This window comes from Phyllobacterium endophyticum, from assembly GCF_003010935.1.
Taxonomy (GTDB): Bacteria; Pseudomonadota; Alphaproteobacteria; order Rhizobiales; family Rhizobiaceae; genus Phyllobacterium; species Phyllobacterium endophyticum.
The window spans coordinates 92,899-114,643 of the sequence record NZ_PGGN01000003.1 but is presented as its reverse complement, the minus strand read 5'-3'; the positions used below and the strand labels follow the sequence as shown (position 1 = coordinate 114,643).

General features: G+C 57.7%; 17 protein-coding genes. 11 read left to right on the top strand and 6 right to left on the bottom strand.

Going from position 1 to position 21,745, the window contains the following annotated elements; genetic code table 11:
• Positions 1–3: 3 nt before the first annotated feature.
• The 4 genes from CU100_RS14740 to CU100_RS14720 all read left to right on the top strand — a co-directional run bounded on the left by CU100_RS14740 (position 4) and on the right by CU100_RS14720 (position 5,198).
• Complete coding sequence (locus CU100_RS14740) at positions 4–1,665, top strand: ABC transporter permease (protein WP_187445974.1); 1,662 nt, start codon at positions 4–6, stop codon at positions 1,663–1,665.
• 30 nt (positions 1,666–1,695) lie between these two features.
• Entirely contained in the window at positions 1,696–2,781 is a 1,086-nt protein-coding gene (locus tag CU100_RS14735; RefSeq protein WP_146141853.1) for an ABC transporter ATP-binding protein, read from the top strand.
• Positions 2,782–2,821: 40 nt separating this feature from the next.
• On the top strand, positions 2,822–3,979 hold the full coding sequence (locus CU100_RS14730) for a mandelate racemase/muconate lactonizing enzyme family protein (RefSeq protein WP_106717379.1): 1,158 nt from the start codon (positions 2,822–2,824) through the stop codon (positions 3,977–3,979).
• A 385-nt stretch (positions 3,980–4,364) separates the two neighbouring features.
• Positions 4,365–5,198 carry an alpha/beta fold hydrolase gene (locus tag CU100_RS14720; protein ID WP_245419041.1) on the top strand — a complete coding sequence of 278 codons (834 nt, stop codon included), beginning with the start codon at positions 4,365–4,367 and terminating at the stop codon, positions 5,196–5,198.
• 39 nt (positions 5,199–5,237) lie between these two features.
• Here CU100_RS14720 and CU100_RS14715 read toward each other — a convergent pair whose 3' ends face one another.
• Positions 5,238–5,984, bottom strand: a complete 747-nt coding sequence (locus CU100_RS14715; protein WP_106717377.1) for an isochorismatase family protein — start codon at positions 5,982–5,984, stop codon at positions 5,238–5,240.
• A gap of 233 nt (positions 5,985–6,217) precedes the next feature.
• Between CU100_RS14715 and CU100_RS14710 the strand changes: the two genes are divergently transcribed.
• Genes CU100_RS14710 through CU100_RS14700 form a run of 3 tightly spaced genes read left to right on the top strand, consistent with a single transcriptional unit; the run spans position 6,218 to position 8,846 of the window.
• Positions 6,218–7,213, top strand: a complete 996-nt coding sequence (locus CU100_RS14710) for an ABC transporter substrate-binding protein (protein WP_106717376.1) — start codon at positions 6,218–6,220, stop codon at positions 7,211–7,213.
• A gap of 11 nt (positions 7,214–7,224) precedes the next feature.
• Positions 7,225–7,986 (top strand): ABC transporter ATP-binding protein, encoded by a 762-nt coding sequence (locus CU100_RS14705; RefSeq protein WP_106717375.1) that lies wholly within the window; start codon positions 7,225–7,227, stop codon positions 7,984–7,986.
• 23 nt (positions 7,987–8,009) lie between these two features.
• On the top strand, positions 8,010–8,846 hold the full coding sequence (locus CU100_RS14700) for an ABC transporter permease (protein ID WP_106717374.1): 837 nt from the start codon (positions 8,010–8,012) through the stop codon (positions 8,844–8,846).
• Positions 8,847–9,003: 157 nt separating this feature from the next.
• On the opposite strand, the gene CU100_RS14695 is transcribed toward CU100_RS14700, so the two are convergent.
• Genes CU100_RS14695 through CU100_RS14675 form a run of 5 tightly spaced genes read right to left on the bottom strand, consistent with a single transcriptional unit; the run spans position 9,004 to position 14,205 of the window.
• Entirely contained in the window at positions 9,004–9,819 is an 816-nt protein-coding gene (locus tag CU100_RS14695) for an FAD binding domain-containing protein (protein WP_106717373.1), read from the bottom strand.
• Between the two features lie 15 nt (positions 9,820–9,834).
• Entirely contained in the window at positions 9,835–10,326 is a 492-nt protein-coding gene (locus CU100_RS14690; protein WP_106717372.1) for a (2Fe-2S)-binding protein, read from the bottom strand.
• A 15-nt stretch (positions 10,327–10,341) separates the two neighbouring features.
• Positions 10,342–10,848, bottom strand: a complete 507-nt coding sequence (locus CU100_RS14685) for an SRPBCC family protein (protein ID WP_106717371.1) — start codon at positions 10,846–10,848, stop codon at positions 10,342–10,344.
• Positions 10,849–10,860: 12 nt separating this feature from the next.
• Positions 10,861–11,802: an ABC transporter substrate-binding protein gene (locus CU100_RS14680; protein ID WP_106717370.1), complete on the bottom strand. Its 942-nt coding sequence runs from the start codon at positions 11,800–11,802 to the stop codon at positions 10,861–10,863.
• 15 nt (positions 11,803–11,817) lie between these two features.
• Entirely contained in the window at positions 11,818–14,205 is a 2,388-nt protein-coding gene (locus CU100_RS14675; RefSeq protein WP_245419040.1) for a xanthine dehydrogenase family protein molybdopterin-binding subunit, read from the bottom strand.
• 277 nt (positions 14,206–14,482) lie between these two features.
• On the opposite strand from CU100_RS14675, the gene CU100_RS14670 reads away from it, so the two are divergent.
• The 4 genes from CU100_RS14670 to CU100_RS14640 all read left to right on the top strand — a co-directional run bounded on the left by CU100_RS14670 (position 14,483) and on the right by CU100_RS14640 (position 21,729).
• Entirely contained in the window at positions 14,483–16,117 is a 1,635-nt protein-coding gene (locus tag CU100_RS14670) for a UbiD family decarboxylase (protein ID WP_106717368.1), read from the top strand.
• Between the two features lie 100 nt (positions 16,118–16,217).
• On the top strand, positions 16,218–16,904 hold the full coding sequence (locus CU100_RS14665; protein WP_106717367.1) for a GntR family transcriptional regulator: 687 nt from the start codon (positions 16,218–16,220) through the stop codon (positions 16,902–16,904).
• A 2-nt stretch (positions 16,905–16,906) separates the two neighbouring features.
• On the top strand, positions 16,907–17,479 hold the full coding sequence (locus tag CU100_RS14660; protein WP_106717366.1) for a UbiX family flavin prenyltransferase: 573 nt from the start codon (positions 16,907–16,909) through the stop codon (positions 17,477–17,479).
• Between the two features lie 1,403 nt (positions 17,480–18,882).
• On the top strand, positions 18,883–21,729 hold the full coding sequence (locus CU100_RS14640; RefSeq protein WP_106717362.1) for a winged helix-turn-helix domain-containing protein: 2,847 nt from the start codon (positions 18,883–18,885) through the stop codon (positions 21,727–21,729).
• Positions 21,730–21,745 lie beyond the last annotated feature (16 nt).

The following is a 21,745-nucleotide window of genomic DNA, read 5'->3' as shown; positions in this document are numbered from 1 at the left end:
AGATTGGCGCTTCCCGTCATTCTCGGACTAGTCCTCGCGGTTCTGGTCTTGCTGCCGATCGTCTTGATGTTTCTCGGTGCGGTACGGACGGGCACGTTTGTCGATCCACGTGCCCATTTTTCCTTGCGCAGTGTCATCGCTGTCTACGCGACAATGCCGTACCTAAAGACTTTGATCGTGACGATCGGAGCGTCGCTCGCCGTCTCCTTCCTCGCATGTTTCATCGGGATCGCCTTGGCTTGGCTTATCTCGCGGACCGATATTCCCGCCAAGGCGTGGATGGAAAATGCAGTTATCGCACCGCTCTATCTCTCTCCATTCGTCGGCGCTCTGGCCTGGCTCATTCTCGGTTCGCCCAATGCCGGCTTGATCAATGTCCTTGCCCGCGAGGTTTTTGGCGTGACGGGCTATGCGATTAACGTGATGACGGCAACCGGGGTCATTCTCGTCATGGCGCTCTACAACATTCCTTACGCTTACATGACCGTTTCTGCTGCGCTCAAGGGTATGGACCCGTCGATGGAAGAGGCATCCTACCTCAACGGAGCCGGTGTTTTCTCAACCGCGCTGAAAGTGACCCTCCCCGTCGTACGACCGTCGATCATCTCGGCGTTCTTCTTCGTCTTCGTTCTGACCTGCGGGACATTCTCTATTCCCGCCGCGCTCGGCGGGACACAAGCTATGCCGTTTCTGGCGATAGACATTTATCGTGCGACCGCGACCTATCCGGTCGACTACGCCCGGGCTGCAGCCATCGGAACATTGTTATTTTGGATTTCACTGATAGGTGTCGCCTTCTACCGGTTTGCATCCCAGGTCGCCACGCGCTTCGTAACGGTAACAGCGCGTGGCTTTCGCACACGATTTCTCAAGCTACGAAGTTGGCGGCTTCCCGCCATCGGCTTCATCCTCACCTATGTGACGCTGGCGATCATCCTCCCGTACCTTGCCCTGTTTTATGTCGCTTTTACCCGCTTCACCTCGTCGAACATCCTCACTGCCAGTTACACACTCGATAATTTCCGTTCCGTAATCGCCTCTGTTGCGGTTCGACAATCGATCGGCAACACATTGCTGGTGGGAGTGATCTCCCCGACTTTTTGCGTACTTCTGGGGATTGTTCTCGCCTATTCGATACGGCGGCTTCGTATCCGTGGCGCAGGAATTCTCGACTATATCGCCATGTTCCCGATTGCCGTGCCGGGCATCGTATTTGGCACGGGCATTTTTTGGACCTATCTCATGACTCCCGTCTACGGGACAGTTTGGATATTGGTTATCGCCTTTGTTGCAACCTATATCCCTTATGCCTATCGCATGATCGATACGTCGATTATTCAGATCGACAGGTCTCTGGAAGAGGCATCGGCGCTTTGCGGAGCGTCCCATTATCGCACGGCATCTCAAATAACTTTCCGGTTGATCCGGCCAAGCGTCCTTTCTGCGTGGATTCTCGTGTTTATTTTCTCAATCCGGGAAATCAGTGCGGCGATCATTCTCTCGTCACCAAGCAACAGGGTCCTGTCTGTGATGTCGTGGGACTATCTGGAATTCGGCAATGTTCAAAATGCAGCGATCATCGGCATTCTCCAGACAGTTATCCTGATGGCTGGAATTCTCGTCAGCCGGTTCCTTCTTCGTGTGAAACTTTCTCAGAGTGGCTGACATGCGGCCGCGTGAATATGGAGTGATGACTTGGCTCAGCTAAGCGTTGAAGACCTCGTGGTTACCTACGGGAGCGTCACAGCCGTCAAGGATGTGAGCTTCGTGGTCGAAGACGGCGAATTTGTTTCGCTCCTTGGTCCCAGTGGTTGCGGGAAGACCACAACTCTGCGCTGCATTGCTGGCCTGGAGGCCTCCTCCGGTGGAACAATCCGTATCGACGGAGAGATCGTTGCGGCCCATGGACGGGACGTGCCGCCAGAAAAACGCGACATCAATATGGTTTTCCAATCCTATGCGGTCTGGCCCCATATGAGCGTCTACGAGAATGTTGCCTACGGTCTCAGGACGCGGCACGAGCCAGCAACAACAATCGAGTCGAAAGTAAGCGAAGCCCTGAGCACTGTCGGCCTGACGGGATATTCCGATCGCTACGGGACTGAATTGAGCGGCGGCCAGCAGCAGCGCGTTGCGCTTGCGCGAGCGATTGTTACGTCGCCGAGACTTCTATTGTTTGACGAGCCTTTGAGCAATCTGGATGCCGGATTGCGCGACCGTATGCGGTTCGAGCTTGTGGAACTACAGCGACGGCTAGGCAAGACGTCGCTTTATGTCACGCATGACCAGTCTGAAGCGATGCTGATGAGCGACCGGATCATTCTTATGAAAGACGGGAAGATGGTTCAGTCCGGAACGCCGAGGGATCTGTATGACCGCCCGGCGAGCCGGTTTGCGGCGGAATTCATCGGTAATGCGAATATCCTTGAAGGAACGATCGTCAAATCAGCGGGTGGCGGAAACACCCTTATTAACCTGACAGACGGGGTCACGATCGAGGGTCGCTTCGCCTGGCGTGCTCAATCGGCGGCACTCGGACCCGTTCTGGTCTGCATACGTGCCGAGAGCATCATACCGGTCACCAACGGTTCAAGGGTGGGCAACTGCTACGAGGCCTACGTCAAATCGGTCAATTTCCTTGGACCAATCGTCAACTGTCTCCTCCAGATTGGCGGCGTGTTGCTTCGCGCCGATTTGCCCGCGCGAAATCCTCCCGACGTCGGGCAGACAATTACGGTCCGCATCGATCCGGAGGCCGTGACACTTATTTCGGAGCACTAGTTGACACAACAAGTGCCTTATCCAAGCAAAGGGAATTCTCATGCGTATCGAAAGCGTCGAAAGCATCTTTGTCGACAAGTATCTATTTGTCGAGGTTCGCACGGACAATGGGCTTGTCGGCCTTGGTGAAGGTGGTGCTTGGGGTTTCCACGAAGCTACGGCCGGTGCCGTACTCCGATTCAAGGACTACCTTCTTGGTCAGGATCCACTCAGGATTGAACACCATTGGCAGTATATGTATCGCTGGGCCCATTTCCGCGGGTCGGCCATCATGGCCGCAATCAGTGCCATCGACATTGCGCTCTGGGACATCGCCGGGAAACATTTCGAGGCACCCGTCCATGCGCTCCTGGGCGGCAAGGTGCGCGACAAGGCGCGAGCCTATTATCACGTCTTCGGTGAAACAAAGGAGGAGCTATTCTCCGGGATCGAAGACGCCAAAAAAATGGGGTTCACAGCTGTCGGACATCTCACACCTTTTCTCGACACTCGACATGATGTGCCCTATTTTCAGACCCATGCGCAGAAGATTGGCGATGCCGTGGAGACAGTGCGGGAATACCGCAAGATCGCCGGACCGGAAATGGACCTTTGCATCGAAATTCATCGGCGCATGATGCCCTATGAAGCAGTGCAACTGGGACGGGCAATCGAACTTTTCTATCCGCTTTTCATTGAAGATCCTATCCTGCCTGACAATCTGGACGAGATGGCATACGTCGCGGAAAAGATATCGATCCCGATTGCGACCGGGGAGCGCATGACCTCTCTTTGGGAATTCCAGATGCTGCTGGCGCGGAACGCCGTCCAGCTTATCAGACCTGATGTCTGCATCGTCGGCGGTATCTCAGGCGCCCGCAAAATCGCGGCGTTGGCGGAAGCCTCGCATGCCGGTGTCGTCCCGCATAATCCACTCAGCGCGGTATCAACGGCTGCTTGCCTGCAGATTGCCGCGACAGCGCCGAATTTCGTTTTACAGGAGTTTCCAAACGACACGTGGGATGTGACTGACAAGCGTCCAGATTCCGACAGTTTTTTGATCGGTGCGGCCCGTCACGATGGTGAGGGCTTCCTGACGATCAACGATGAACCTGGCATTGGCGTCTCACTGCGCGCGGACGCTGCCGAAAGATTTCCTTATAGGCCCCGAAAAATACACACGAGGTTGCACAAGGATGGATCCGTTGTCGATCAATAGCTGCTCGGGAGCTATACGGAGGCGACTTCCATGGTAAAGTAGCATCGTGATGTCATTCCCGCCTGACGGGGGTTTCACGATCAGTCAAACAGAGAGGGTCTAGTAGCCCAAACCTGTTTTACTTGAGTAACCGTTGACTCAGGACGACTTTGAATGGCGCGCATGCGCGTTGTCTTTGTCGGTCGCGCGTATTTGCGCGATAGGACCAATACCGCACGATCAATCGTCCATCATAGCCTGTGGTACCCCGAGCAGCTTGCCGCATCGTCGTGCTGGACCAACTTGATCGCTTCCATGGTCGCTGCGTCCAAAGCCGTACTCTTGACTGTTTTCTGACGTACTGTCATACAATCCGACATCGAGACATGTGGGAGACACGGTAAGGATGACCATGAACGATCTGATCTCACCCAAAATCATGGGATTTGCCAACACTCGCGATGGAATACAACTTTCCTATCGCATTATACCTGGGAACGGCGAAGGTCGCTGTGTTCTCCTCCACTCTCTGGCGATGGATAAGTATTTTTGGGAGCCGACCGCCACGGCATTGGCCGGTGCATCCGAGATACTGATTTACGATTGCCGTGGGCACGGTGTTTCCGGCAAGCCGGCGGGGCCATACAGCACCGCACGGTTCGCCGATGATCTCGCTGACCTCATGGATCACGTCGGCTGGACGTCGGCCGTTGTCGCCGGTGCGTCGATGGGTGGTTGCGTCGCCCTCGCCTTTGCCGCCGCCTATCCGGATCGTGTAGAGGCTCTTGGCTTGTTCGACACCACGGCCTGGTACGGAGAAAACGCTCCCGCCGCTTGGGCTGAGCGCGCTGAAAAAGCCAGGAACGAAGGTTTGAAGGCTCTTGTCGGTTTTCAGAAGACCCGCTGGTTCAGCGACGGCTTTCGCGAGGCAAACCCGGATGTGGTGGAAGCCGCCGTCTCGACTTTCCTCGCCAACGAAATCGATGCCTATGCCGCGACCTGCAACATGCTCGGTGCAGCCGATTTGCGCGAAGCATTGCCGAAGTTTGACCTACCATGCCGCGTGCTTGTTGGAACCGAGGATTATGCGACACCGCCGGAAATGGCACGTGTGCTCGCAGATAACATACCTGGGGCCACGTTGACGGTCCTCGAGGGCGCCCGCCATTTCACCCCGCTGGAAGTACCGGCCATCATCGCCCACAATTTGCAACTGCTGATCGAGTCCGCCAAAGCCTAGACATAAGCGAGAGACGGCGCGATCGCGCCGTCTTGAACCTTATTCGGCCGCCTTTTTGCTCGCACCACGCGGCAGATCATACATGCCGCGCGGCAGTTCCGACAGAAATTCGATGACTTCGCTGCTGTCGATGACATCCGCATATTTTGCATTCATATCGCACAGCGTCATGGCGTGGCTTGCTTCCGAACGCTCGAAGCACCCGTCTTCGACCATCGTCACCCGCAGATCGTGGCTGAAGGCATCGACGACCGTCGCGCGCACGCATCCACTGGTTGCGGTGCCGGCTACGATGACGCTGTCACATCCGAGCAGCGTCAAATAGCTGATAAGGTTGGTCCCATGAAAAGCGCTGGGCTTCTGCTTGTAGATGACGATGTCGCGCGGTTCGGGCGCGATTTGCGGCATGATCTGGTTGCCGTCGCGATTACTGCCGCCCGGCTTTTCGCCGCTGCGTTCGTTCTTCCAGGCCCAGCTGCCCGCATCCCAATTGTCGGAACGCCGCACTCCGGTCGTATAGATCACCGGCACCTCGCGGTCGCGGGCCGTCCCGATCACTTTCTGAAGAACAGGCAGAGCATCCCAGGCTGCTTCGCCACCCGACTGGCGCCAGCGCTTGACCGATTCAAGCAGAGGTTCGCGCTTGTCACCGCAGAACGCATAATTGACGTCGACGATCAGCAGCGCCGGTCGCTTGCCAAACCCGGCGCGCGCGCCATACCCGGCCACTTTGAACACTTGCTTGTCGCGCTCGGTCAGGAACTTGTCCCAAATCCGCTCTGCCATCGAATCTCTCCTCCATTCTCTAAAAATCATTGAAAACCGTGCCATGACATCGCCGTTCGGATGAAACCACGCTTCCGCGTATCCTTTCTTCCGACAAAAAGACGCCTTGGCTTCTTGACTTCTTCCACATATTTGTTTGTATGGCAAACATACATTATAACAGAATGACAAGAGAATAAGCTTACTGCATTTTGCCTGAATGCCCGGCACGGGCGCCCTTTGAGGAGGAATTCATGATTCACCGGTCTTTTAATGCTCGTCTTGCCTGCGCTTTCGCCGGCGTGATCCTTGCGTCGACAGCAATGACTTCGGTAGCACCCGCGCAAGAGGCGTGGCGCCATGGTATTGTTGAAGCCAAGGGCGATTCCGGCTTTCTGTTCCAGGCGGCAGAAGGTGGTTTTGACGACAAGCACAGCATCAGCATCGATATGGTGCAATTCACGGGCGGTCCAACCGCGCTGAAGGCGCTCATAGCTGGCGATCTCGACAGTTTCGAAGCGAGCCCCGTTATTGCGCTCTCCGCGTTGCATCAGGGCGCCGACGTCAAGATCATTGGCTGCGACTGGCCCGGCATGACCTATACGGTTTTTTCCGGCAAGGACATCGCGAGCGCGGCTGATCTTAAGGGCAAGACGATTGGCGTTTCTGCGCCCGGCTCGCTTCCCGATATATTTACTCGCCTCGCCCTTGAAGCATCGGGTGTTGCGAGTACGGACGTGACGTTCGCCAACGCCGGCGGCAGCGCCGATCGCGTCAAGGCCGTCGGCGGCGGAGTCGTTGCCGCGGCGGCAAGCTCAAGCGAGTTCGCCGTCGATGCGGACGCCTTGAACGTAAAACCGCTTTTGAAGGGTGCCGAAGTAACGCCGCAATTCCTCAAGGTCTGCATCATGACCACCGGCAAGAAAATCGCCGAGCGCCGCGAAGCTATGACAAATTTTTTGGCCGCCGAGATGGAAGGCCTCGCCCATGCGATCGCCAACAAGGACGCCATGCTTGAGGTTGCACGCAAAGTCGGTCACTTGCCCGAGGACGACAAGACTGCGGAGTTCATTTACAATGAAGCTCTCGAGTACAAGGCGATCAACGCGGATCTGGCCATCCCCTTGGACAAGCTGCAGTGGGTTGACGATGAGATGGTCAAGCTGAAGTTCCTCGACGCCAACGCCGATACCAAAAATTTCGTCGATGACAGCGTTCGCACCGAGGCTCTCGCACGCGTCAAGAAATGACTGGAAAGAATATGGCCCATCTGGAAGTACAGAACATCACCAAGTCTTTTGGCACGCATCATGCCCTCGACGGTGTCTCCTTCAATGTCGAAAAGGGTGACGTCGTTGCCCTGATCGGCCCAAGCGGATGCGGCAAGACGACTGCCCTGCGCATCATCATGGGCCTTGAGACGGCCACCTCCGGTCAGGTCAGGGTCGCGGGGCGTCCCGTCTCCGGCTGCGGGCATGATCGTGGCATGGTGTTCCAGCATGCCGAACTGCTGCCTTGGCGCGATACGCTCAGCAATATCGGCTACGGGCTGGAGATGAAGGGCATGAAGGAGCCTGAACTTTCCCGGACGGCCATGCACTATCTCGAGCTGGTGGGGCTGACCCAGGCGAAGGACCGGCGCCCGCACCAACTTTCCGGTGGCATGAAACAGCGCGTGGGCATTGCCCGCGCGCTGGCGATCGATCCGGAAGTCCTCCTTATGGACGAACCCTTCGGCGCGCTGGATTCGCAGACGCGCGAAGGGCTGCATGGCGAATTGCTGTCCATTCATGCCAAGACGCACAAGACCATCATCTTCGTGACCCATGATCTCGACGAGGCGGTGATGCTCGCAGATCGCGTTGCCGTCATGCATGCCGGCAAGATAAGCCAGATCATCCCGATCGAACTGGTACGCCCGCGCCTCGATATGCGCGCCATCCGCACTTCGGCCGAATATTCCAAGAAACGTACGCTGATCTGGGAAGCCCTGCACGATGCGGGCGTTTCAGCGGCTGCCTAGGCGCCAGGACTTAAGGAAAGACAATGACGATAGACACAGAAATTCAGGCGCCGGCCCGAGTGGCGCGCCGCCCATCCAGGGCAAGCTGGACAACCACCATACCAGCGTGGGTGATCACCACCATATCGGTGGCCGTAGCGACCGGTCTATGGGAGTTCTTCGGCCGCGACGTCAATCCACTCCTTGGCACCTATCCGAGCGCCATCATCAAGGCGTTCTTCTCCATGCTGCAAGCCGGCCGGCTGCAGGATGCACTCATTCAAAGCAGCCAGCCATTCGTAGCCGGCTATGTCGCCGCCGCGATTATTGGCATTCCGGTCGGACTGTTGCTCGGCCGATACCGAATTCTCGAATCTGCACTGGGCATCTATGTCACCGCTGGCTATGCCACACCGCTGATTGCCCTCGTTCCCTTGCTCATCCTTTGGTTCGGTCTTGGCTTTATGGTCAAGGCCGTCGTGGTGTTTCTGCTCTCCTTTTTCCCGATCTGCATCAACACCTGGTTCGGTGTGAAGGCCGTGCCTAAGACCATGATCGAGGTCGGCACCGCCTTCTGCGCCTCGCAGACCGCCATCATGCGCGGCATCATTCTGCCGGCGACGATCCCCTACATCATGGCCGGTCTGCGTCTCGGTATCGGCAAGGCGGTCATCGGTATCGTCATTGCCGAGTTCCTCACCGCGATCTCGGGCCTCGGCGGCATCATCATCACCTCGGCCAATAGTTTCCGGACTGCCGAAATGTTCGTGCCGGTCATTCTGATCATGGTGCTTGCTGTGGCCCTGACAGCGCTGGTCGGCTGGCTGGAGAAATACGTTGCCCCATGGCAGAGCGAAATCACCGGGCACGACAGCGTCTGAATCATAGCAGCTGATGCTGACAAAAACCGCCGCGGGCACCGCGGCGGTTTTGTTTGTTCAATTCCTGCGAATCTTCGCTTAGCCCGGCAACCAAAAAGAAGGCCGGTGGCACGTGACATGCCATCGGCCCGGTCACTTGGGAGCGTCTTATCGTTTTCTATTCGATAACGGTGCCGCCGAGATGTTCCACGGCACGCCGGGTCACAACCCCGACGAGATGCGCGCGGTAGTCGGCGGGAGCGTGCATGTCGCCCATCAGATCGTTGTCATCCGGCAACAAGCCCTTCACTGCATTTGGCTCGAACTGTGCCTGCAGGGCTGTCTCGGCCTCGGCCCAGCGGAAGACGCCGGCGTTGCCGGCCCCCGTTATAGCCACACGGATATTGCCATCGCGATGCCGGGCGACGAAGGCAGCCGCCAAAGCATAACGCGATGCCGGATTGCGGAACTTGGCGTACCCGGCAATCTCGGGCACCTTGAACTCGATACGGACCAGGATCTCACCAGGCTCCAGCGCCGTGGAGTAAAGCCCGTCGAAATATTCAGAGGCGGGGATGCTGCGCCGGTCCGTATGCAGCGTCGAATCGAGTGCCAGCACGGCCGCCGGATAATCGGCTGCCGGATCATTATTGGCAACCGAGCCACCGATGGTACCGACGTGTCTGACCTGAACGTCACCGATCGAACCCGCAAGACCGCAAAGCGATGGAACAAGCGCTCTGATCTTTTCGGATGCAGCGACAGTGGCATGCGTGGTCGCAGCACCGATGATGATGCGATCGGGACCGACTGTAATGCCCGAAAGTTCGGGAATGCGGCGGACGTCGATGAGATGGGCAGGAGCTGCCAGTCTTCCTTTCATCGTCGGGATCAGCGTATGCCCGCCGGAGAGGTAAGCGGCTTCCTCGACTTCGGCGAAAAGACTGACTGCTTCCTGCAGCGTCCCCGGCTTATGGTAAATTGTCTCATACATGGGCGTGCGCCTTGTTCATGCCGCCGCGGCGGCATGCGCCGTGCGATACTTTTCAGAGGCGGAGAGCACCGCCTTGATGATGTTGTGATATCCGGTGCAACGGCAAAGATTGCCTTCGAGTTCGTGGCGAACCGTTGTCTCGTCGAGAACGCCGTCATGACGTTCAATTATGTTGACCGACGCCATGATCATGCCGGGCGTGCAAAAACCGCACTGCAATCCGTGATGTTCATGAAAGGCGGCTTGAACATCGTGCAGCTTTTCGCCGTCGGCCAGGCCTTCGATTGTGGTGACCGATGCACCTTCAATGGAGGCCGCGAGTATCGTGCAGGACTTGACAGCCTTACCATCGACGATGACCGTACATGCGCCACATTGCGTCGTGTCGCAGCCCACATGCGTACCCGTAAGGCCAAGATGATCACGCAGAAATTGCACAAGCAACGTACGGTCTTCTATCTCCTTCGTATGAGGTGTGCCGTTGACGGTGATGGCGACGTTAGACATGAATGGTACCTCTGACTATCTGGAGAACCAGCGCGCCTTGGGGCGCTCTGCCGGAGTTTCAATCGCTACAGCAGTGGGATCGGCTGGTGCCGCACGGGCAGCGAGGCTGGCAAAGAACTCGTCCGCGAGCTTCTTGGCCGTTGAATCGATGAGCCGGGAACCAAGCTGTGCCAGCTTGCCGCCGACCTGCGCCTTGGCGACATAGGTCAGGACTGTTTCACCGTTGACATCGGCAAGGTTGACGTCGGCGCCACCTTTGGCAAAACCCGCTATGCCGCCCTTGCCAGCCCCAAAGATCGTATAGCTCTCGGGCGCTATCACGTTGCTCAGAGTGACTTCACCTTCAAATGTCGCTTTGACCGGGCCGATCTTGGTGGTTACGCGAGCAGTAAAGCCATCCTCCAGCGAGCCTTCCAGGCTGTTGCAGCCGGGGATGCATTCGCGCAGCGCCTGCGGGTCATTGATCAGCGCCCATACGTCTTCACGCGGCGCAGCGATGCGGTATTCGCCTTTGAGATCCATCCAACTCTCCTCTCATTTTGCGCCGGTCACGGCCTCGTAGTGCGACAGGTCCAGATATTTTGCCGGGTCGGTCAGTGGTGCCCCCGTCGAGCCGTAACGCGAGCGCAGTTCCAGCACGCGTTTCATGCCTTCCGGGATGATTTTCGCATAGGGTGTCAGGCCCGATTTCGACGACAGCAGGCTGTTCATCACGGACTGCAGCGCAGCAGGCTGAATTTCCGGCATCTTTGCCTGCAAAAGCTGTTCTCCCGCCTGGCAATTGGCTGGATCGAGCGTCCAGGCAAGCCCCTTCAGGTAACCGCGAATGAATGCACGAACGGTTTGCGGATTCTCCGCTGCCCAGGCGCGCCTCGCTGTAACAACGCCGCCCTGATAGCTGTCATAGATCCGGGTCGACACGTCGAGGACGTTGAAGCCGGAACGGCGGGCAATGCTGGTGAATGGCTCGATCGTCAGGGTCGCAGCGTGCTCCCCGCCCTTCACCGATTGCCAGCGCTGCGGCGTGGCTCCAACCGGCGCGTAGTTCGCGTCGTCGCGCTTGAGCCCGCCATCTTCGAACATGTCGAACAGCACGAATGCGAACCCCGTCGAGAGAGCATCCAGCGCAACAGATTTGCCTTTTAGGTCCGCATACTGCTTGATCTCAGGGGCAGTGACGATCGCAAGCTCAAGCTGCGTCCCGCCCATCAGGACCACGTAGTCCGGATCGACCCCGGCGCCAGCAGCGCCCTGTCCCTCGCCGTAGGCCACGACATTGTCGAAGGCCGTAAAGACGATGTCGAACTCACCCGCAGCAGTCCGCTGCGCCTGCTCGACCGAGCTTCCCGTCAACGTTAGGTCGACCGACAGGTTCTCCTCAGTGAAGAACCCCTGTTGCATCGCTGCGAACGTCGGCAGGTTGGGAGCGCCGGGAAAAGCGATGATGCGAATACCGGCCTTGGTTTCGGGGGTCATTTGTGACAAATCCTCTCAGGACGCGCGAGCATCGCGCTCGCCTTTCGATTGATGAATGGCCCGCCAAACGGCGTGGGGCGTGACCGGCATGTCAATATCGGTGACGCCGTAGTCTTTGAGTGCGTCGAGCACAGCATTGACGACCGTCGCCAGCGCCGGGGTTGTTCCGCCTTCACCGCCCGCCTTGATGCCAAGCGGATTGGTCGGCGAAATCACTTCGGCAATCTCGCATTTGAACGAGGGCATGTTGTCGGAGCGCGGCATGCCGTAATCCATGAATGATCCGGCGAGCGGCTGGCCTGACGCGGCGTCTACGGCGCACAGCTCCCACATCGCCTGCCCGACGCCCTGCGCGATGCCGCCATGGGTCTGGCCGTGGACGATCAGCGGATTGATGCAGCGCCCGACATCGTCGACCGTCGCGTAGCTGGTGATGAGAACATGTCCGGTCTCGGGATCCACTTCGACCTCGCAGATTGCTGCGCCATTCGGAAACACCGGCGTGTGCATCTCATTGTCGCGCGCCACCCGCAGCGGTCCGTCCTTCTCACGCGTCAGATCACCGAGCGTGAAGATATCGATCGTCTGGTTGGTGCCGCGCAGCTTGAAATGGCCGCTTTCGAAATCGATGGCTTCGGAGTCCGCGCCAAAATATTCCGCCGCTCGCCGCCGGCCTTCCTTCAAGAGATCTGCAGATGCCATGGCCATCACGGTTCCCGCATGGCGCATCGACCGGCCTGAATGCGAACCACCCCCGACGCTGACGATGTCGGTATCGCCAAGCACGATCCACACCTTCTCGACAGGGACCTGGATCATGTCGGCGACGACTTGCGCGAAACTCGTCTCGTGGCCCTGGCCGCTCGGCTGGGTACCGATGACGACCTCGACCGTGCCATCTTGTTTGATCTCGATCTCGGCTCGCTCCTTTGGCGAACCGATGGAGGACTCCACGTAATTGGCAAAGCCGCGGCCCAGCAATTTACCGCGGCCGGCCGCTGCCTCGCGGCGCGCTTCGAAGCCATTCCAGTCTGCGAGCTCGAGCGCTCGGTCCATGTTCCTCTCATACTCGCCACTGTCATAAATCGACCCGACGGCGTTGGTGTAAGGCATCATATCGGGTGTAACGAGGTTCTTGCGGCGCAGTTCGAGCTTGTCGAAACCGAGTTCGCGCGCGGCCTTTTCGACCAGACGCTCGATAGCGTAAGTCACCTCCGGCCGGCCGGAACTGCGGTAGGCCTGGGTGCACATTGTGTTGGTAAAGACGGCGCGGGCGCGCAGCGTCGCCACCGGAATGTGATAGGAGCCGGTAATCAGACCGGATCCCTTGCTGAGCGGCGACAGCGACACACAGCGGCCACCGACATTGCTGAGATTGTCCGCCCGCATCGCCAGGAACTTGCCTTCGCGATCCAGCGCCAGTTCGACTTTGGTGATGAGATCGCGACCTTGATAATCTGTAAGAAACGCCTCGGAACGTGTCGCGGTGTATTTGACCGGCCGCCCGATTTTCTTCGATGCCCAGAGCACCAGGCCAAACTCCACATAGACGCGATTGCGAGCCCCGAAATTCCCGCCGACATCGTATGAAAGCACGCGCAAATTGTTCGATTCGATACCAAGAACCCTGGCAAGCTCACCCTTCTGGCGCACGGCGCCGCCGCTGCCGGCATAAAGCGTATAGCGCCCGGTTTCGTCATCGAAATGCCCGAGCGACGAGCGCGGCTCGATGGGTACGGCAGTCACGCGGCCGATATGGAACTCCGCCCTGACCACGTGATCAGCCTCCGCGAAAGCCGCGGCTGTACCGGCTTCATCGCCAAAGCTGGAGTCGATGAAGACATTGTCCGGAACTTCGTCCCAGACTGCCGGAGCGCCGGGCAAGGCGGCCTTTGCGGTTTCGGTGACGTGCGGCAGTTCCTCGTAGTCGACCAACACCCTTTCAGCCGCATTCGCCGCCTCGGCCGCTGTCTCGGCGACCACAACCGCTAAGGCCTCGCCGACATGCCGCGCTTTATCGGCCGGGAGCAGATAATGCGGGCCCGTGAAGGGCGTTCCGCCCCCGGCAGCGGTCAGTTTCACGTCGAATTTCGTCGAAGGAACCGGATTGTGCGGGATAGGCTCAAGTCCGTCGGCCAAGAGGTCTGCGCCAGTCAAGACTGCCAGCACCCCCGGGCTTAACAGCGCTTCCGACGTGTCGATGCCGAGGATGCGTGCATGCGGATATGGCGAGCGAACCATTGCTGCGAATGTCTGCCGAGGCAGATTGAAATCGTCAGAAAACCGCCCCTTGCCGGTAATGAGCCTTCTGTCTTCCTTGCGTGGAAGCGGCTTGCCGACGTGGCGGAACAGCGCATCGCGCACAAGCTTCATTTCCGGCGACAAACCGGCTGCCTCAGGCATTTCCAGCACCACTGTCCCATGTCCAGGCGTGCTGTTACTAGGTGGGCTTTCCATAAATTCTCTACCCTCGCAGGCTGAAATTACGTCGGTGACATTCTGTTGCTCTTCGTATTAATGTATGACAATATGGCGAAGTAATGCAATCGAAAAGATGCAGCGGGGCACGCAAAATCTTTCCGGTTGGGCGGATCGCTCTTATGGTTATGAGTGGGTTTTGTGCTTTTCACCTGGCCTGCACGGCATTGGAGGGGCGCATATCAGGGAGAACGGAACTTACATGACGACGCACAAGCGCAAGGCTCCACTGGACCTGCAGGAACATCTCGGAAGGCTGGACGAACGCGGCCTGCTGACGCGAATTCAGGTGCCGATTGACAAGGATAGCGAACTGCATCCGCTGGCGCGCTGGCAGTTCCAGGGCGGGTTGCCCGAAGCGCAGCGGCGCGGCTTTCTGTTCACCGACGTCAAAGATGCGAAGGGCGAGAAATACGATATTCCGGTTGCAGTCGGCGTCCTCGCCGCTTCGCCTGAGATCTACGCCATCGGGCTCGGCGTGCCCGTGGACGAGATAGGAGATGTCTGGGTCAACGCCATGGAAAACCCCATCAATCCTGTCATGGTCGAGGACGCGCCGTGCCAGGAAGTCGTCATCACGGGCGATGATCTCAAGCTCGAGGGCCGGGGCCTTGGCAGCTTGCCGGTTCCGGTATCGACACCCGGCTTCGACAGTGCCCCCTATTTTACCGCGACGCTTTGTGTCACGCGCGATCCGGAAAACGGCATCCGCAACATGGGCACTTATCGCGCCGCGCTGAAAGCCGAAGACCGGCTCGGCGTGCGCATGGCAAGCCGCCTGTCGGGTGCCGGCGGTTATCAGCATTGGCTGAAGTATCAAAAGCGCGGCGAACCCATGCCCTGCGCCATTGTTATCGGTTGTGCCCCAGCTGTGCTTTTCACCGGGCCGCAGAAGTTGCCTATTGATCAGGATGAACTTGGCGTTGCAGGCGGCCTCATCGGTGAGGCCGTCCGGATCGTCAAGTGCAAGACTATCGACCTCGAAGTGCCGGCCGACGCTGAAATCGTTATTGAGGGCTTGATTGATACCGAACTCCTCGAGCCGGAGGGTCCCTTTGGCGAAAGCCATGGCCACGTCGCACTTGAAGATTTCAATATGTCGATGCGCGTGACGGCGATCACCCGCAAGCGCAAACCCGTGCTTGTCTCGATCGTCAGTCAGGTCACCCCAAGCGAATCCAGCGTTCTCAAGCGCGTCGCCTATGAGCCGCTGTTCTTCAACCATTTGAAGAAGGTGCTCAACATCAAGGGCATCAAGCGCGTGGTGATGCATGAGCCGCTAACCAACATCCGCAAGGTGATCTTCCTTGAGTACGACCGCAGCGCGCCTCAATCGGAAATTTGGCGTGGTCTGCAAGGCGCGGCGATGCTCCAGGCTCAGTGCGGCAAGATCGTCATCGCCGTCTCTGACGATATAGACTCCCGCAATGCCGATGCCGTATTCTGGTCACTCGCATACCGTGCCAATATGATCGACGACGTCCACGTCACTCCCTACCGTTCCGGCGGGCACGGTCCGAAATCGGCAAGCAGGAACGCCGAAGGTACGCTGCTCATCGATGCCACGCTGAAGGCACCCATGCCCCCGCTCGCCCTGCCCGCGGAACCTTACATGCTGCGTGCCCGCGAGATCTGGGAAAACCTGCAATTGCCTCCGCTATCGCCGCAGCCGCCATGGCACGGCTATTCACTTGGCGACTGGAGCGATGTCTGGAGTGACTTTGCCGCCAAGGCTGTTGCCGGCGACTGGCGCTCCAACGGAGAAAACACCTTTTCGCGGCGTAAGGGCGGTATGAAACCTGAAACACCGGCGCGCGATATTGAAAAGACAGACTAATCAGGCGACTATCGCTCGATTCTGATAAGCCGGAGTGCCGATCGGACTTGGCGCTCGGGGCAACCAACACAAACGCAGGCAGCAGCATTGCGAGGGAAATATGAACGATCCGGTCATGGAACCATTTGGTCCGCTGACACACGAGTCTGCGCCTCTGAGGAACAAGATCATCAAGTCGCTGCGGCGGGCAATCGAGACAGGATTGCTGGAGCCGGGCACGCGTCTCGTTGAGAAAGATCTGTGCCAGCAGCTCAATGTCAGCCGCACATCGCTGCGGGAAGCGCTGCGCCAATTGCAATCGGAAGGCATTTTGACCGACCTTAATAATCGTGGACTTGCCGTGGTCACAGTGACTTCGGAAGACGCGGAGAATATTTACCGCATCCGCGGCGTGCTTGAACCCTTGATTGTCGAACAGTTCATCGAGAATGCTCCTGATTCAGAGGTCGAAGCCTTGAAAGCACACTTTCTGGGTTTGAAGGAAGCTTACCTGCACGGCAATGCCGAGGAAATTGTGGCCAGCAAACGCGATTTTTATGACCGCATTTGCACCGGAGCGCGCAATCCTATTGCGTTCGGCGTTCTGAGCAAGCTGACCGTTCTGACGTCCCCGCTGCGCCGGCGTTCCGTAGTGCGCCCGGAGCGACGGGCCCAGAGCATTGCCGAGATCGAAAAAATCGTCACTTCCATTGCAAAACGCGACAAGGCTGCTGCAAAGGCTGCTGCCGAGGAGCACGTGGCGCACTCCGCCCGCTCGGCGCTGCATGCTTCAGAGGCGGCGAACTAGTCATGCGCCGTCTGATTATCGCCATAACCGGCGCCTCCGGGGTCATTTATGGCGTTCGCGCGTTGCAACTCCTGCGTGATGTCGAAGACGTCGAGACACATGCAATCGTATCGCCATCGGCACTGCGCACCGCCGCTGACGAACTCGACATGAGTGCCGAAGAAATTCGCGGTCTCGGCGACAAGCTCTACAACTACCGCGATATTGGCGCGGCAATTTCGTCCGGGTCCTTTCGCACCGCCGGCATGCTGGTCGCGCCATGTTCGGTAAAGACACTGAGCGGCATTGCCAATTGCTATAATGATGAATTGATCGTGCGCGCCGCCGATGTTTGCCTGAAGGAGCGCCGGCGCGTCGTCCTGCTGCTCCGCGAAACGCCACTGCACGCCGGACATATAGCCCTGATGGATCAAGCAACTCGCAATGGCGCCATCATCATGCCGCCGGTTCCGGCGTTTTACAACAAACCAATCACCATCGACGACATGGTCAATCAGACGGTAGGACGAGCGCTTGATCTTTTCGACATAAACCTGCCATTCGTCAAACGCTGGAAAGAAGACGAAACGGATTAGACCTCATACGATGCGGGACTTGCCGGCGTGGCAACTCGGTGGGATAGTTGATAGGTCGGACGTCGTGGCTGCACGGGTAGGTTGATTCCGACGCACCGTTCCAGTCCTTCCCGATCTTCTTCCAGTTGACGATCATCAGGAATCGCCATTGGGGACACTCACTCCTCAATATGGAGGGGACTTGACACATCTTGCCTTTCGAACAGTGCATACTCAACGCCGCTGGAAATCGCAGAGGGCGAGGATCGCCGTTGGCAACGACCGTGAAGGTGGCGAGTGTCAAATACAATCAGAAAACCCGCAGCGGTCATCGGCCGACCAACCGGCCTAAATATTGGTTCATTAAAGTGCTTGGCCGGAGATGAATGTCACGAAATTGACGATACGGTCTCGCTTCTGGGTTAGGCTTGCGGCTCAAGGCAGTCGGCCTGCCAATCGATCATATGACGATTAATCTGCGGATGCTTCATCCAGATATCCTTGGTCATACCATCGCCGGGGCGCCCAATGAGCCGGTGGAGATCCGTGATCGGGAACACGGGATCGAAGTTTCGCGTGGCTTTGCCGAAAGCCCCTCACGACGCGTGATGGAGACCTGCAAAAAGATCATTGTGCAGCTTGATGATCCAGCGGCCCCTCTTGGGTGCACACAGATCTATTTGCGAAACGTTGCCTCGTCGAATACGTCTTCCTCCCGCTATGCAGTGTAGACGGTGCAGTCAGAGTGGTGTCTTTTTGCACTTGCAAAGCTCCGGGTTTACCCAGACTGAACTCGCAGTCCTCGACCGCATCGTGCCCTCGCTGCGCAATGCTTGCGATCTTCGCACTTTGCGTAGAACCTAATTGACTTTGCTCGATACCTGTAGCGGCGCCACCACCGCGCAACGCATTCCTGGAGGCAGAATGCGTCGCGGTCAGGTCGAATCGTTGGAGGCGGCGCTATTTCTATGTGATTTGCGTGGCTTCACCGAACTATCGATCGCGGCAATGCGAAGTTGGTTCTTATGCGTGACACAGTTACTGTGTCTCGCGACCAAAAATGCATATCCTGTGGCGATACAGTATTTCGTCGGACAGGAGACCTTAAGTCCGTGACGCTCCTGGGCGCGGGCCTCGGCCCACCCTCCGATGGCGCCGACGGAAAGGTGTTCGAGGTTAACGCCTATGTGATCCTGAGAATGCCGAGCCGGTCGTTTCGAAGAATGAGAGACCGGCAATTGCTCTCGGGTGGCTCAGCCACCGCCCTTTACGTTTCCCGCAAGCACCTGCCGATGGCGGCGCGTGACCTGATTGATTTTCTGTCGGCTGGTTTCGGTAATCGGGGGAGCCGCATTTTCAGAAAGTTGCGAAGGTGCTGATTGGCAGCTATCTAATTATAGCAATTGGCGAAGGAGGGACGACCTATGGCCGCAAAGACCCCCTCTCACACCCAGGTCTCCGACCGAGATGACGAGGGCACCGATTTTGGCCGCTACAGGATCTTTCCACGCCTGCGTATTCTCATGCGCAACGGAATCAAGATCGAGATTGGCCCGCGAGCAATCGACATTTTATGGCTCCTGGTAAGGGCCAAGGGCGAGCTTGTTACAAAAGACTATCTCCTCGAAATCGTCTGGTCCGGCGTTGTCGTCGAAGAAAACAACCTGCAAGCACAAATGTCAGCCATAAGACGTGCTCTTGGCTCCGATCGGGATATGATCAGAACCGAATTTGGTCTCGGATATCGGCTTGTCGAGAAACAGAACCACGAGGCAGCCCCCGAACCGGTGCTCGACAAGGCGGTAACGCGAGCGCTTCCTATTCCGCTGACCCCACTGCTCGGCCGACAAACAGAGCTGCTGGAACTTGGCGAATTGTTCGATAAGTCTCGCCTTCTAACAATCGTTGGTTCTGGAGGCGTCGGAAAGACCAGATCCGCACTCGAATTTGCTCAGCGCCTCGCTGATCGATATGGACATGATGTGCGGCTGGCGGAGATGGCCAAAATCTCCGACGCCCAGCTCGTCGAGCTATCGCTCGCAAACGCACTCCTGATCCCCAGTCTGGACATGCACCACGTCAGGCAGGCTCTTTGTGGCAGCCAGTCAAGTCAACTCACACTCATCGTCGACAATTGCGAACATTTGTCCGACGCGATCGCCGAAGCAATCGAAGCGCTGCTGACAAACGCACCGCAGATCAAGATCTTGACGACCAGCCAGGAACCACTGGGGATCAGCGGAGAGCAGGTCTATCGGCTTGGTCCGTTGGCCGTGCCGCCGCAAAATATCACCGATATCAAAACTGCTCTGCAATTTCCGGCCTTCGAGCTTCTCGTGGAACGCGCTTCGGCCAATGTGCAGACCTTTCAAATCGATGTAGAGTTGGCCAACGCCATTTGCCATCGACTTGACGGATTGCCGTTGGCTTTGGAGTTGGCTGCAGCCCGCGTCGCAACACTTGGCCTGAGTGGCGTTCTGGCAGCGTTGAATGACCGCTTCAACCTGCTGACGGCTGGGCGCAAGACTGCCCTTGCCAAGCACAGAACGCTCAGGGCGACCGTTGATTGGAGCTACCATCTGCTGGATCCGGACGAGCAATTGATGCTCAGACGCATATCGGTGTTTTCCTCACCCTTTGATGTCGTCGCCGTCCGTGCGGTGGCGACGCCGGAAAACAGCGATCCATGGCATGCGGTGGACATTCTGGGACGGCTGGTTAGCAAGTCCTTATTGGTGCTCGATCTGAGCCAGACCCGGCCGCGCTATCGATTTCTTGAGTCCATTCGATTTTACGCGTTGGAGAAGCTGGCGGACGATGCAGATCTGAAATGCATAATGGAACAATATGCCGCCCAGATCTTGACCGCTGCTCGCCATGCGAACGAAGATTGGAAGACGCTTTCGACGGATGAGTGGCGGTCAACCCACGCCGGAATCATCGACGACCTCCGCGGCGCGCTCGACTGGTCATTTTCCACCCATGGCGATATGCAGGTCGGGACCAGTATTCTGGCATGTGCCACACCGTACTGGGTGCAGCTATCGCTCCATGACGAATGCCGAAATCGTATCTCGGACGCGCTTGAGCGGTTTGCGAATTCTCTGGCGCCCAGGGAGGAGATGGCTCTGCAGGCAGCATTGGGAACCGCACTTAGCTGGGCTGTGGGACCGGTTTCAGAGGCGGATGGCGCGTGGCAAAGGGCGCTTCATCTGGCGCAGACATATGGAGCTTCCGAGATCGAGCTCCAGGCGAGGTATGGTCTGTGGCTTGTCAACCTTAGATCCGGTCGATTCAAGGCCTCCTTGGACCATTCGCGGGAAATGCTGCGGTGTTCACTCGATGCCGGTGATCACGAGGCGGTGGCGGTTGCGGAACGAATTGCCGGAGTGTCGCAACATTTTTCAGGCAATCACGATCTTGCACGTGAACTTCTCGAGCGAAGCGTTCATTGGTTTCAGGTGAATCTGCCGCCACAGAGGTTTCGGTTCGGGCTCGACCAAAGCGTCGCCGGAAAATCGTTTCTCGCGCGTACGCTATGGGTGTTGGGACGCGTCGATGAGGCGAAAGACGTTGCAGATCGTGCCGTGTCGGAAGCGATGCAACTCGATCATGCCAATACTCTATGTTGTGCGCTTGCAGAAGGAGAATGCACCGTCCACGGCCTTGAGGGCGACGTCGAGGCGGTGCGGCGCGCGGTCGCTGCCCTTCGGCATGCAGCCCGCCAGCATGGATTGGGATTTTGGGACACCTACGCCGCGGTTTTCGACACTTGGGCGACTATGGAAAGTGGACAAGTCGTTCCTTCATCTGAACTCTCATCCTTGGTCGAAGCGGTCTTCAGAGCCGGATTTCATCCAAAATACTCGAACCTTTTCAGCGACATTCTTCTCGCCGTGCAGCGAAATGCGTGGGATAAAACTCCGCTTTTGCCTATATCAACTATCCTCCTGGAAGAAACAGATGCCGAGCCGTGCTGGGCGGATGTCGAATTTCGCCGCGCCGCATTTCATCTGGCTGGATCGCCGTCGGCGACAATTGCTGACCTTTGGGACGAACTGGAACAAGCCCGCACGCAGAACGCCCTGTCATGGGCACTAAAGATCGGCATAGACCTTGCATCCCATGAAGCGTGCGGTGGGCTTCTCCATAAGGCGGTGCGTGCGCTTGCCGAACTGATCAAAGAATTTCCTGATAACTCCAGCGGCAGGTACGTCAAGGCCGCGCGTTCGATCTGCAAAAACCCTATACGTGCTGCAGTGGGTCAATAAAGTTCAACCGTTCGGC

Excerpts from the sequence above, each read along its gene's own strand:
- CU100_RS14715 (WP_106717377.1), bottom strand. The coding sequence starts at position 5,984 with ATGGCAGAGCGGATTTGGGACAAGTTCCTGACCGAGCGCGACAAGCAA.
- CU100_RS14730 (WP_106717379.1), top strand. The coding sequence starts at position 2,822 with ATGCGTATCGAAAGCGTCGAAAGCATCTTTGTCGACAAGTATCTATTT.
- CU100_RS14705 (WP_106717375.1), top strand. The coding sequence starts at position 7,225 with ATGGCCCATCTGGAAGTACAGAACATCACCAAGTCTTTTGGCACGCAT.
- CU100_RS14680 (WP_106717370.1), bottom strand. The coding sequence starts at position 11,802 with ATGACCCCCGAAACCAAGGCCGGTATTCGCATCATCGCTTTTCCCGGC.
- CU100_RS14710 (WP_106717376.1), top strand. The coding sequence starts at position 6,218 with ATGATTCACCGGTCTTTTAATGCTCGTCTTGCCTGCGCTTTCGCCGGC.
- CU100_RS14675 (WP_245419040.1), bottom strand. The coding sequence starts at position 14,205 with ATGCCTGAGGCAGCCGGTTTGTCGCCGGAAATGAAGCTTGTGCGCGAT.
- CU100_RS14665 (WP_106717367.1), top strand. The coding sequence starts at position 16,218 with ATGAACGATCCGGTCATGGAACCATTTGGTCCGCTGACACACGAGTCT.
- CU100_RS14690 (WP_106717372.1), bottom strand. The coding sequence starts at position 10,326 with ATGTCTAACGTCGCCATCACCGTCAACGGCACACCTCATACGAAGGAG.
- CU100_RS14660 (WP_106717366.1), top strand. The coding sequence starts at position 16,907 with ATGCGCCGTCTGATTATCGCCATAACCGGCGCCTCCGGGGTCATTTAT.
- CU100_RS14640 (WP_106717362.1), top strand. The coding sequence starts at position 18,883 with ATGGCCGCAAAGACCCCCTCTCACACCCAGGTCTCCGACCGAGATGAC.
- CU100_RS14670 (WP_106717368.1), top strand. The coding sequence starts at position 14,483 with ATGACGACGCACAAGCGCAAGGCTCCACTGGACCTGCAGGAACATCTC.
- CU100_RS14695 (WP_106717373.1), bottom strand. The coding sequence starts at position 9,819 with ATGTATGAGACAATTTACCATAAGCCGGGGACGCTGCAGGAAGCAGTC.
- CU100_RS14720 (WP_245419041.1), top strand. The coding sequence starts at position 4,365 with ATGACCATGAACGATCTGATCTCACCCAAAATCATGGGATTTGCCAAC.
- CU100_RS14700 (WP_106717374.1), top strand. The coding sequence starts at position 8,010 with ATGACGATAGACACAGAAATTCAGGCGCCGGCCCGAGTGGCGCGCCGC.
- CU100_RS14685 (WP_106717371.1), bottom strand. The coding sequence starts at position 10,848 with ATGGATCTCAAAGGCGAATACCGCATCGCTGCGCCGCGTGAAGACGTA.